This window comes from Prolinoborus fasciculus, from assembly GCF_056724605.1.
Genome location: NZ_JBWZQN010000022.1, coordinates 1 through 12,853 on the forward strand (window position 1 = coordinate 1; position 12,853 = coordinate 12,853).

Sequence of the window (12,853 nt, forward strand, 5' to 3'; positions counted from 1 at the left end):
GAATCAGCGAAGTGAACTCATGGCCCATTGGCAAGCCTGCAAAGAATACACGTGGTTCTTCACCAGCTTTAGCAATACCAAAGCTTGGCGCACGTGCATTGTTCCCGTCAAAGCGTGCAGTCACCAGATCAGACAGTGCAGCAACCTCGGACACCAGTTCCTGGATTTTGGCTGATTTGTCAGAACTATCCAGAGTGGCGACCAGTTCAATTGGGCCTTCCAGGCGTTCTAATAGGGTTTTAAGTTGAGCTGAAGTATTTTGGTCTAACATTGCTAACGTCTCCAAAGGAGTAAATGTTTATTTGATAACAAGATATTAAATGAATTGAATAAATAGGTAAAACAGTTTGTTTTTATCTTGTTGATCGGATTTACAGATTTATTGAAAAATTCATCATTAATTTCAAAGTTCTATATGGGGGTGAAAGATTAATTTTCAAGTAGTTTAGAGCAAGAATAAGGATTTTCAGCTAAGATTAAAACAAGATATTTGAGACTTGAATGATGGAATTACAACGCGGTATTTATCAACATTATAAGGGACAGCTTTATCAGGTGTTTCATGTTGCCACGCACAGTGAAACTGAAGAAAAGCTAGTGGTTTATCAATGTCTTTATGGGGATTATTCAATTTGGGTACGTCCTTTAACGATGTTCACTGAGACCATTACTACCCACGATGATCGTGAAGTAGAACGCTTTAAATTGATTCAGGCACTTTAAGCCAAACAGACTCAGGGAAGAGTGATGCAAAATTCAGATGAATTTGAAAGATTCATGCAAGAATTATATGAAAAATTTCATAGGCATGACCTTAAACAGGCAGATCGCCTGCACCGATATCGCAATATAGAGCCAGAATCAGGCCGATTTTTATCTATGCTGATTCGTGCGCAACAATCCAAAAATATTCTGGAAATTGGCACCTCTACCGGTTATTCCACTTTATGGCTGGCAGAAGCGGCTCGGCTGACTCAAGCCATGATTACAACTCTTGAAGTTGATGCAGAACGGGTTGCTCAGGCAAAGCAATATGCGACAGAAATAGATCTTGCAGATTTAATCAATTTTAAAGTAATTGATGCTCAGGTTTATCTGGAGGCAGAAAAGGAAATATTTGATTTTATCCTGTTAGATGCTGAACGAGATGCTTATGTCAGTTACTGGCCACATTTGAGTCGATTACTTAAAGCAAAGGGCGGGTTACTGGTAGTTGATAATGTCATTTCACATGCAGCAGAAGTCGAAGAGTTTATTGCCTTAATTCAGCAAGACCCACGTTTTATCATGAGTACTGTACCCATAGGCGCAGGTTTGCTGATGGTGGGATTTCGTTAATTTGATTCGCTCTAATCCATGCAAATTTTATTAAAATGTAAATTATATTCGAGATACTTTTCTACAAATGCAGCTTTATCTTGGCGTCTTAACAGGTTGTCATAAATAAATTCAGGTACGGGATGATACAGTTCAGTATGACCATTACTGTATACAATTTTCAGGTGGCGGCTTGAGGGATTGTATTTCCAAGAAATCACGGTAAGCAGTTTTTGCATATGCGTTCCTCCACTGAATATTTCTTATCTTATCATTTGAACTTATGCCATATGGCTCTGCAGATGTATAGCTCAATTGTAAGAATGGGTAAGGATTATGAGAAAGCGAAGCAAAAGATATGCCTGAATTTTTATATGATGGATCAAGAAAAAAATAGGACTGCAATATTTAAAGTCCTAACAAAATCATTTTAAAAAATAAAATCCCGTATTGCGCTGAGATAAAAGCTTAAACCATAAAAAACCACGCTAAAAAGCGTGGTTTTTTGAATCAGTTCAATCTAATTAAAATTAGATTTTACCTACTAGGTCGATTGAAGGAGCAAGAGTTGCATCGCCTTCTTTCCATTTAGCTGGGCAAACTTCGCCTGGGTGAGCGTGTACATACTGAGCTGCTTTAACTTTACGAAGAAGTTCTTGAGCGTCACGGCCGATACCACCAGCGTTGATTTCAACGATTTGGATTTTACCTTCTGGATCGATCACGAAAGTACCACGATCAGCAAGGCCGTCAGCTTCGATTAATACGTCAAAGTTTTTAGCAAGAGTCCAGTTTGCATCACCAACCATTACATACTGGATTTTTTTGATTTCTTCTGAAGAATCGTGCCAAGCTTTGTGAGTGAAATGCGTGTCAGTAGAAACTGAGTAGATTTCAACGCCTAGTTTTTGGAATTCAGCGTAGTTGTCAGCAAGGTCACCAAGTTCAGTCGGGCAAACGAAAGTGAAGTCAGCTGGGTAGAAGAATACAACAGACCATTTGCCTTTCAGGTCAGCTTCAGTAACTTCAATGAATTTGCCGTTTTGGAATGCAGTTGCTTTAAATGGTTTAACTTCAGTATTAATTAAGCTCATCATTGTCTCCATGATTGAGGTAGTCTTTGATTTTGAATAAGAGTATCGAAATTTTGGTTGATGCTAAAATGGTATTTTTACATTACAAACATCGGAAAAACCGAATTAAGTAAAAATGCGCCACTTCGGCAAAATCGCTTTGTTCATTCAGCAGCATCAAGATGATGGCCTGATGACAAAATTATCTCTTTTTCCTCGTGCTAGCAAACATGATGTTGAAACCAAAAAATTCAAGGGTGAATCAGGAAAAAAGCATGTTTTCCGCAAAATAATTTAAATATCAATTTCAAAATTAAACTGATGATTAAATCTACTCAGGAAAATTCAAGCGTGTCATATAGATATTTTGATAGGTTTATGGCGCTGAATTGAGGGAAATCAGGCAGCCAAAGCCAATTTGTCCGGCACTTAACAGAACTACGACTATCTGAAATCTAATGAACCAAGTAAAATAAACCTTTCCTGTTTTTTTGATGTGGGTGTTTTCTCTGTGCAGAGTCATTTAAATGTAGATCAATGGATAATGGCGCGTGACCGTCACCGTTTAAATCGACTGAAAAAGGGGAAAGACGCAGATGCCAAGCAGTATCAGGAATTATTTGAAAAATCCAATCTGAAAGTACGGCAACGGCTTGAACGTCTTCCGAACATCAAGCTGAATCAGGATCTACCGGTTACTCAGTACACTGATAAGCTGATTGCCGCGATTCAAAAGCATCAGGTGATTATTGTGGCTGGCGAAACCGGTTCTGGTAAAACCACCCAGTTACCGCAAATTGCTATGCTGGCTGGATGTGGCCTGACCGGAATGATCGGACATACCCAGCCGCGTCGACTGGCAGCCCGTAGCGTATCACAGCGTATTGCCGAAGAAGTTGGCGAAAAACTCGGTGAATCAATTTCCTTTAAAGTACGTTTTACGGAACAGGGTTCACAAGACTCAATTGTGCGTTTGATGACTGACGGTATTTTACTGGCCGAACTGACGCATGACCGCTACCTGACCAAATATGACACGATTATTATTGATGAAGCGCATGAACGCTCACTGAATATCGACTTCATTATGGGTTATCTGAAGCAACTGTTGCCGCGTCGTCCCGATCTGAAAGTCATCATTACTTCTGCAACCCTGGATGTAAACCGTTTTAGCAGTTACTTCAATGGTGCACCAATTTTTGAAGTAGAAGGCCGCAGTTTCCCAGTCGAGCTACGTTATCGCCCGATCTCGGAAATGAGCATTGGCGGTAGTGATGATGACGAGTTTGATGACTTTGAAGAAAATCTGCCTCGCGCTGTGGTCAAAGCAGTCGAAGAATGCTTTCAGGATGCACAGGAAAAAGGCCATCCTGAACATGCCGACATCCTTATTTTTGCCAGTACTGAACAGGAAATTCGCGAGCTACAGGAAACCCTGATCAAACATGGGCCACGCCATACGGAAGTATTAACTTTATATGCGCGTCTGGCGCTGGCTGAACAGCAGAAAATCTTTAATCCTTCTGGTGGTGGGCGACGCATTATTATTGCCACCAACGTGGCAGAAACGGCTTTAACCGTTCCGAATATCCGTTATGTAATTGATAGCGGTTTTGCGCGTATTTCACGTTATAACTATCGTTCACGGGTGCAACGCCTGCCGATTGAAGCTGTTTCTCAGGCAGCCGCGAACCAACGTAAAGGTCGTTGTGGCCGTATAGCGCCGGGTGTCTGTATCCGTTTGTATAGCGAAGATGATTTTCTGAGCCGTCCTGAATTTACTGAACCGGAGATTAAACGGACCAACCTGGCATCGGTGATTTTGCAGATGCAAAGTCTGGGCTTGGGTTCACTGGAAGACTTCGATTTCATTGAGCCACCAGATCATCGTCTGGTAAATGATGGTCGTAAATTGCTGATTGAACTCGGGGCAATGAGTGAAAAGAAAGCGTCTCATTCTCAAGATAATTCCCCTGAAGTTACAGATGAAAAGCAATCTCAATCTGCAACTTCTGCCCCCTTAAAAAAAGGGGGAAATGTTAAGGTGGGAGATGCACTAACCAAAATTGGTCAGCAAATGGCGAAAATGCCGATCGATCCACGTCTGGCCCGCATGATTCTTGGTGGTGCACATTTTGGCGTGCTGAACGAAGTTCTGGTGATTGTGGCAGCGCTTGCAGTTCAGGATCCGCGTGAACGCCCTGCGGACAAGCAGATGCAGGCAGATCAGAAACATGCACTATTCCGTGAAGCTGATTCTGATTTCCTGTTCTATATCAAGCTCTGGGAGACGCTGCACAATAACCGCGAAAGCATGAGTGAAAATAAGCGCCGTACTTTTGCGCGTAATCACTTCCTGAGCTGGCTGCGTCTGCGTGAATGGAAGAAAACTCATGAGCAGCTGGTGGAGTTGGCTAAGGGTTTAAAACTGTCATTTAATGAAAAGAAAGCCAGTTATGAAAATCTGCACCGTGCCTTGTTGACCGGTCTCTTATCGTTTATCGCCAACAAGACCGATGAGCGTAATGTTTTTATGGCGGTGCGTCAGCAAAAAGCACGGATTTTCCCGGCTTCTACCTTGCACAAGACCAATACGCCGTGGGTGATGGCTTTTGAGATGGTGGAAACCTCTCAGGTATATTTACGTACCCTGGCCAAGATTGAGCCGGAATGGATTCTGCTGGCCGCGCGTGACCTGCTCAAGCATCATTATTTTGAACCGCACTGGTCGAAAAAAGCCGGTGTGGTGAATGCCTATGATCAGATTTCATTATTTGGTCTGATTATTGAGCCGAAACGCCCAATCAATTATGAAAAAGTAGATCAGGCGGCCGCACATGAAATTTTCTTGCGGGATGCTTTAACCACTGGGCATTTAGGCATTACTCCACCATTTTTAAAGCATAACTTGCTTAAACTGGAAGAAGTCGAGCGAGTAGAAGACAAATTACGCCGTCGTGATCTGGTGGTTGATGAAGAAACCATTTACCAGTTCTATGCCTCGAAAGTGCCGCCTGAAGTGGCTAGCCGGCGTAGTTTTGAAGACTGGCGTGCCACAGTAGAGCCTCAGAATCCGCGTTATTTATTTGTTGATGATGATGCGCTGTGGCTGAATGACCGTCCGACGACACAGCAATTCCCAGACTATTTGCAGAATGGTAGCCTGCATCTGGCTGCAACCTATCGTTTTGACCCGAGTCATGATGAAGATGGCGCGACAGTTAAAATTCCACTGCAAGCTTTGGCCCAGGTCGATGAAGGTATCTGGTCATGGGGAATTCCGGGATGGCGTCTGGATCTGATTGAAGCATTGCTAAAAGCTTTGCCGAAGGACAAGCGCCGTAATCTGGTGCCGATTCCGGATACTGCACGAAAACTCATGGCAAAAGTAGATGCGCAGGATTTACAGAAGCATATTTTTAGTTTTTTGGCATTCCAGTTGCGTGGTGATCAAATCACTGAGAAAGATTTCAGTTTTGACCGGGTCGATCAGTATCTGTTGCCATTTATTAAAGTGACTGATGAAAAAGGCCGTGTCATTGAACAGGGGCGTGATCTGGCGGAGCTGAAAGCACGCTGCCGCACTGAAACGCATAGTCCGGTTAAACAGCTTAAAGGTGAATTTAAAACCTTCCCGGAAAGTTTCGTATTTGAAGCCTCGCAAAAAGTCACCGGTGTCGTGGTCAAGCAGTATCAGGCGCTGGTTCCGACCAAAGCTTTTGCTGCCCTGGAGCAGAAAGATGAATCGGGTGTAGTGATCCAGACTTTTAATGATCAGGCTGAAGCGATCAAAAAACATCGTGAAGGGGTGATCCGACTGGTGCATATGCAACTCGGAGACTTGACTCGTCAGTTGAAAAAACAGATTTCCAAACCTCTGGCGCTGGCTTATTCGCCACTCGGTGATAAGGCACAACTGGAACAAATGTTAGTTTATGCCACACTACACATGTCCATAAATGAGCTGCCTGTCAATGCGCAAGAGTTCCAAAAGCTAGTTGAAGATGTAAAAAAATCTTTCCTGACTTATGGCCAAATTGCCCTGAAAGAGATCACGGATATTTACATCCAGTGGCAGGAAATTCGCCGGAAATTATTGGTTTTAGACCATTCTGTGTTTGAAAAAAATATCAATGATATTGAAGATCAGCTTGATTTAATGAGCCTTTCTGACTTTGTATATCGTAAACCTTCCGATGTGTGGAGCGAATTTCCACGTTATTTAAAAGCCTTGATATTGCGTTTAGAGCGCTTGCCCAATAATCTACAAAGGGACAATTCCGCCATTGACCAAATTGATCAATGGATGGAAAAATTATTCAAGTTTAAAGATGACCCTCGCCTGAAAGAATTGTATTTCATGGTCGAGGAGTTAAGAATCTCATTGTTTTCACAACCGATGAAAACAAAAGCACCCGTGTCTCCAACTCGCTTGCAAAAAGTATGGGATCGTCTTGGAATCAGTTAAGATATAGGTAATTCAGATAAGGAATTTTACATGGGCATCCGCATTACGGGTACGGGCTTATTCCATCCGGAACACGTCATCACCAATGAAGAATTAGTTGAAAGTTTAAATGCTTATGTGGAACTGTTTAATCACGAAAATGCTGACAAAATCGCTGCAGGCGAAGTTGAAGCGCGTCGTGGTTCTAGTGCAGACTTTATTGAAAAAGCATCTGGCGTACAACGCCGTTATGTCGTAGAAAAATCAGGTATTCTTGATCCAAAACGCTTACGTCCAAATTTACGTGAACGTGCAGATGATGAAATTTCACTGCAGGCAGAATGGGGCGTAATTGCAGCCAAACAGGCAATGGAAAATGCCGGTGTGACTGCCGAAGACATTGATATCGTGATTTTGTCATGCTCGAATTTGCAACGTGCTTATCCTGCTGTCGCCATCGAAATTCAGACTGCTTTAGGCATCAAAGGCTATGCCTATGACATGAATGTGGCCTGCTCGGCAGCAACATTTGGTCTGAAACAGGCTTATGATGCGATCAAAGCTGGCGCGCGCCGTGTGTTATTGGTGAATGTGGAAATTACTTCTGCACATACCGATTTCCGTTCACGTGATTGTCACTTTATTTTTGGTGATGTGGCAACCGCTTCAATTATTGAAAATACTGACAGCAAAACCGGTTTTGAAATTCTGGATTCTGAGTTGTTTACCCAGTTCTCGAATAACATCCGCAATAACTTTGGTTTCTTGAATACTTCTGAAAATGCTGACATTGACGACAAACGTTTCCGTCAGGATGGTCGTAAGGTATTTAAAGAAGTCTGTCCACTGGTTGCGAAAATGATTACTGCGCAACTGGAGAAGAACCAGATTGAGCCGACAGGTGTTAAACGCTTCTGGTTACACCAGGCCAATGCCAGTATGAATGAACTGATCCTGAAACTGGTGGTTGGTAAAGAAAATGCCAAACCTGGTCTGGTACCGATCATTCTGAACGAGTTTGCCAACACGTCTTCTGCCGGGGTGATCATTGCCTTGCATCGTACTGCACATGAAGTTGAAGATGGTGAATACGGCGTGTTGTGTTCATTTGGTGCGGGTTATTCAGTAGGTTCGATTCTGGTCCAAAAACGCGTGGCATAATCCGGAGTAGATAGGGAGCAGACAGCTTGCAGGTCAAACATGATGGGCAATGGATTAGACGCTTAAGTGCCTTATCCAAATTATATTTTACCCCTACCTTTTTAGGGGCTGAATATATTGATGCCAGTCGGCCTGCAATGTATGTCGGTAATCATTCCATGTACGGCATCTTTGATTCGCCGATGCTGATTGATTACCTCTATAACGAACATAAAGTGGCTGTGGTCAGCATTGCGGATCATAGCCATTTTTATGTGCCCTTATGGCGTGAAGCCGTGAAGAAGTTTGGGGCAGTTGATGGCATCCAGCATTATGTACGTGCTGTGATGCAGCAGGGTTATTCTATTCTGGTCTTTCCGGGAGGTGGACGCGAAGTACTCAAACGTCAGGGTGAACAGTATCAACTGATCTGGAAGCAACGCTACGGATTTTTAAAGCTGGCTCAGGAATTCAACTATGATATTGTCCCTTTTGCTGCGCTTGGTGGGGATGAAGTCTATGAGATTGGCTTTGATGCCAATAAGATCATCCAGCATAAATATTTTCAAAAACTCCTCAAAGTACCACAACTCAATAAATTATTACGTCAGGGCGATGTGATTCCATCTTTGCCTAAACGATTATTCCCAAAACGCCTGCCATTTTATTTTCAGTTTATGCCGCGACAATCGATTGCTCAGGTTCAGACTCAGGAAGAGCTGATTGCATTTCGACACAGCTTGCAGCAACATATTTATACCGGCTTGGCCGAGCTTAAGGCGCTACGTCAGCAAGACTAAAAAAGAAAAATTCTTCCTGTAAAATCTAGGCTATGATCTATTGAAATGTTCTATTTTTAGCAATGAGGATGCATGGACGGTTTTATAGTGCAAGTGATGCCATAATGTATTTTTAAGTGTTCACTGATTGGCGATCAAGGACTCAGCATGATCCAATATAAAAATAAGATGATTCTAAGATGACCGAGGTGTACGTATGGAACAGGAAAGCTTGGTAGCATCTTTAAGGTTATTGGCACAACAATGTTTACGGATTTCTCTGGAGCTCAACCAGCTTTATCTTGATCAGATGGCAATAATTGGTCATCTGAATGCACAAAATTTAATAAAAATTCAGCAGGATCAGCATCGGATTGAATTGCTGGATGGCCTGTTTTATATCCAGTTTTGTACTCCACGTGCATTAGACTCTGGAACTGCGCCTGCTTTGGTCGACAGTCATTTTTACTTCCAGAAGTACAAAGCAGAAGCGCTAGAGGAATTCTTTTTACAGGACATCTATTTCCTGACCGGGGATTTAAAACCGCAGCATTCGCTATATTTACGCGACAAAGCCAAACAGTTGCGTCAGCTTATCCTGGCTCAGGTTTATGCGTGGGTTAATGGCCCGGAACGGGTGTCCGAATTTTTGCGACAGATGTCGGTTGTTCAGGCTGAGATTATCGACCACCAGCTGATCAAGGCCGGGTTGTATACAACACCTATCATGCAAAACTTTGTTCAGAATGAACAAGAGATTCCACAGCAGATTCTTGAAAGCTTGCAACAGGCTTTTTCTTTGGAGTGCCTGCAGCAGGATGAATTCTTTTCGATCCAGTCATTGATGGATAGTCTGGATGAGTTCTGTTTTAGCGCCGCACAGTTTTTGCCTCCGGCGATGTTCCGGATTATGTCGCTGTCTTTTGAAGAGCGCTTTAATCTGCATGAATTGAAAGATCACACTGATGATATCTGTTTGCTATATCGGCATGCTGAGGAGCAAAGTAATCTGCTCGGTTTTGTCCGATTGATGAACCGGGACGTGTGGCATCGGGATGATTTATTATCCAAACGGAATTTCCTGGAAAATCATCCGTATTTATGGCAGAAAAAAGTAGCCCGATTGCCACTATTTGACTGTCATCGTGCCGTGAATTGGATCTTCAAGCAACCGGCCGAGGTACTGGACTGGATCAGTAATAATATCCAGCATAGCAGTGTGCGGGTCGCAGTAACGGCCCTAAGTTTTATAGACAGCCACCATATTCATCCACAGATTATTCTGGCGACTCTACAATATTTTCAATATGTCTCAGCGCGACTGTTTATTCATAGCATGCATGAATATGCAATCCAGCATGACTGGTTTCAGCATCAGTATAATCAGGCGGTGGTATTAAAAGGCACACGTCAATCAATTGAGGATCAACGGATTGCGATTAGTCCCTCAATTCTGTATCTGGACGAATGGATGGAGCTGCTGCGCAATGTGGTTAAAATGGATGATCAGCTGACTAAAAAGGTTTATCTGAACTTGAGCCGGATGATGCAGGCTTATATGCAGCATTTATATAAAATTACGGCGCATTTACCCGATGAGGTTCTGGTGTATATTCAGCCTCAAAGCCAGCAGAATCGTGATTTCTATAATGTTCTGCACCGCTATCGCATTCCTTTTACTGAGTTCAGGCAGCTGTTTTATTTGCAAAGCGGGCATGTACGTGAGTCGCTATTTGACAGTTATGTGCGTGACTATCTGGTAGAGTATTTTTCCAGCCATACAGAAATACCGAAAAATCTGAGCTGGACCAGTTTGTTTAATCAGGCGGTCGTCTGGCATGATCAGGTTCAAAAGCAGGAAATGATCGCCAAGCTGAAAAAACAGTTCGCACTGGTGAACTGGACACCAATCACTCAGGTTTCATTTTTACTGTATTTCAACTGGCGTTTTGAAGAACTTAAAACTTTGGATCGGATTTTAGAGGAATCTAAAATTTTCAGGAACTGTCTGGCGGCAAGCTATGCTCAGCAAATTTTGGAAGGGCAGTATGTGGCCTTTCGTATGTCTCATCCTGCTGTGCGCCTACCCTTGATCTTGGGGTGTCAATTAGTGAATGGACAGGTGATTTTTGATCAGCTGGAATATCCGAATAACCAGAAAGCAGAAGCTGAATACAGTAATATCGCCATGCATTTTATTAACTGGCTCAACTTGCAGGCCTGACAGTTCAATACAGCTTGTTTTCCTCCATGACGCTTAACTTTTCCGCTAAAAATCGTTAGGCTATAGCCGTTCTTTTACGGTATTGCTCTTATGAAACAGGAAACTGCCCTTAAGTTACTCAAAGCAGGAGAAAATGTCTTTTTAACCGGTTCTGCCGGTGCAGGAAAAACCTATACGCTGAATCAATATATTAATTATTTAAAGGCACGTAAGGTCGCCGTCGCGATTACCGCATCGACCGGTATTGCAGCCACACACATGAATGGTATGACTATTCATACCTGGGCAGGCATTGGCATTAAAGACTTTTTGTCTGAAGAAGACTTAAAGCGGATGAAAGAGCGCAAATACTTAAAAGAACATCTGGAAAATGCGCAAGTCCTGATTATTGACGAAATTTCAATGCTGCATGCCAAGCAGCTGAATCTGGTCAATCAGGTATTGAAATATTTCAAGGAAAGTGATGAAGCTTTCGGTGGTATTCAGGTGATTGTAGCAGGGGACTTTTTCCAGTTACCGCCAGTCGGTAAAAATGATGAGCGCAACCGCGACAAATTCTGCTTTATGTCGGATGCCTGGGTCGAAGCCAAGTTTCGCGTTTGCTACCTAACTGAGCAGCATCGTCAGGGCAATGATTATTTGAATGACATTCTGAATGCGATCCGTGCGCAGGCGATTAGCCATGAACACCGCACTGCTTTACAGGCCACGCGACATCAAGAAATTGGTGATACCTATACGCGCCTGTATACGCATAATATGGATGTGGACAGTATTAACTTTAAACATCTGAATGAAATTGACAATGATCCGCGCCAGTTTGATGCGCAGTGTGATGGCAATGAAAAGCTGATCGAGACTTTAAAATCGTCAGTGCGAGCGCCTGAAGCCTTAACCCTGAAAAAACATGCCAAAGTCATGTTTGTGAAAAACAACTTTGATATGGGTTATATCAACGGCAGTTTGGGCGAAGTGATCAGTTTTGAAGAAGATGATGAATATGGTGTGCTGCCTAAAGTCAAACTGACCGATGGCACTACATTGGTGGTTGAGCCTGAAACCTGGTCGGTAGACAATGAGGCCGGTAAAACCATTGCCAGTTTCCAGCAGATTCCATTGCGTCTGGCTTGGGCGATTACCATTCATAAATCACAAGGCATGACTTTGGAAGCCGCTGAAATTGATCTGAGTCATACCTTTGAAAAAGGCCAGGGCTATGTCGCCTTGTCCCGTTTAAAAAGCTTAAATGGCTTACGTTTAAAAGGCTTTAATGAACAGGCTTTGGAGCTCGATAGTCTGGCGATTAAAGCCGATCGCCGTTTTCAGGAACTTTCTGATGAAGCCGAAGCGAATTTCGAAAATGTCGATTTGACTGCGCAGCACAAAGCCTTTATCCGACATTGTGGCGGGACTTTGAATGAAGTTGAAATCCAGCGCAATGAGAAGAAAATTGCCAAGAATGCTGGAAAACAAAGCTATGCCACTGCAACGTTAGATGAAACGCGTGAACTGTTTGAAGAAGGCTATGAAATTGCCGATATCGCGACTGAACGTGGTTTGACTCCGGCAACCATCATCAATCATTTGGGACGTTTGCATAAAGAGCAGGGACTGGATATTTCAGTTGCCCATCCGGGTGAAGAGGTCGTGGAGCAGGTGCGCAAGATTTATAAACGCTTGACCAAGCGTCAAAATTCGGAACATTTTAATGATGACGGTTCTATTAAGCTGCGTCCGATTGTGGAATTGACTACGCCTAAAATGGCTTATGACCAGGTGCGTCTAGCACTACTATTTGTAGAGTAATCATCAAAATGATGTTTAAGAATTCTTAAGATGCACAGTTTATTCGTATACGGCACGCTTCGTCCGC

The 12,853-nt window shown here is 43.0% G+C and carries 10 protein-coding genes; 7 read left to right on the forward strand and 3 right to left on the reverse strand.

What is annotated here, in order from left to right:
- The coding region (locus tag AC1P5O_RS07040) for a hypothetical protein (RefSeq protein ID WP_499005916.1) at window positions 1-271 on the reverse strand (271 nt) is incomplete at its 3' end.
- Window positions 272-501: 230 nt separating this feature from the next.
- Here AC1P5O_RS07040 and AC1P5O_RS07045 point away from each other — a divergent pair.
- Together AC1P5O_RS07045 and AC1P5O_RS07050 are read left to right on the forward strand one after the other, a co-directional pair.
- The gene (locus tag AC1P5O_RS07045; RefSeq protein WP_004731504.1) at window positions 502-723 is read left to right on the forward strand and encodes a DUF1653 domain-containing protein; all 222 of its coding nucleotides are present in this window, start codon (window positions 502-504) and stop codon (window positions 721-723) included.
- A gap of 54 nt (window positions 724-777) precedes the next feature.
- Complete coding sequence (locus AC1P5O_RS07050) at window positions 778-1,338, forward strand: O-methyltransferase (RefSeq protein ID WP_499005918.1); 561 nt, start codon at window positions 778-780, stop codon at window positions 1,336-1,338.
- Between the two features lie 11 nt (window positions 1,339-1,349).
- On the opposite strand, the gene AC1P5O_RS07055 is transcribed toward AC1P5O_RS07050, so the two are convergent.
- Together AC1P5O_RS07055 and ahpC are read right to left on the reverse strand one after the other, a co-directional pair.
- The gene (locus AC1P5O_RS07055; protein ID WP_004278917.1) at window positions 1,350-1,556 is read right to left on the reverse strand and encodes a KTSC domain-containing protein; all 207 of its coding nucleotides are present in this window, start codon (window positions 1,554-1,556) and stop codon (window positions 1,350-1,352) included.
- A 291-nt stretch (window positions 1,557-1,847) separates the two neighbouring features.
- Window positions 1,848-2,411, reverse strand: coding sequence for an alkyl hydroperoxide reductase subunit C (ahpC, locus tag AC1P5O_RS07060; protein WP_004278916.1), 564 nt, complete (start codon window positions 2,409-2,411; stop codon window positions 1,848-1,850).
- Window positions 2,412-2,901: 490 nt separating this feature from the next.
- Between ahpC and AC1P5O_RS07065 the strand changes: the two genes are divergently transcribed.
- From AC1P5O_RS07065 to AC1P5O_RS07085, 5 genes are all read left to right on the forward strand, one after another.
- Entirely contained in the window at window positions 2,902-6,858 is a 3,957-nt protein-coding gene (locus tag AC1P5O_RS07065) for a DUF3418 domain-containing protein (protein ID WP_034618976.1), read from the forward strand.
- A 30-nt stretch (window positions 6,859-6,888) separates the two neighbouring features.
- The gene (locus AC1P5O_RS07070; RefSeq protein WP_004278914.1) at window positions 6,889-7,998 is read left to right on the forward strand and encodes a beta-ketoacyl-ACP synthase III; all 1,110 of its coding nucleotides are present in this window, start codon (window positions 6,889-6,891) and stop codon (window positions 7,996-7,998) included.
- A gap of 26 nt (window positions 7,999-8,024) precedes the next feature.
- Window positions 8,025-8,777 (forward strand): 1-acyl-sn-glycerol-3-phosphate acyltransferase, encoded by a 753-nt coding sequence (locus AC1P5O_RS07075; protein ID WP_004278913.1) that lies wholly within the window; start codon window positions 8,025-8,027, stop codon window positions 8,775-8,777.
- A 196-nt stretch (window positions 8,778-8,973) separates the two neighbouring features.
- On the forward strand, window positions 8,974-10,980 hold the full coding sequence (locus AC1P5O_RS07080; protein ID WP_004278912.1) for a hypothetical protein: 2,007 nt from the start codon (window positions 8,974-8,976) through the stop codon (window positions 10,978-10,980).
- A gap of 90 nt (window positions 10,981-11,070) precedes the next feature.
- Window positions 11,071-12,786, forward strand: coding sequence for an AAA family ATPase (locus tag AC1P5O_RS07085; protein WP_004278911.1), 1,716 nt, complete (start codon window positions 11,071-11,073; stop codon window positions 12,784-12,786).
- Window positions 12,787-12,853 lie beyond the last annotated feature (67 nt).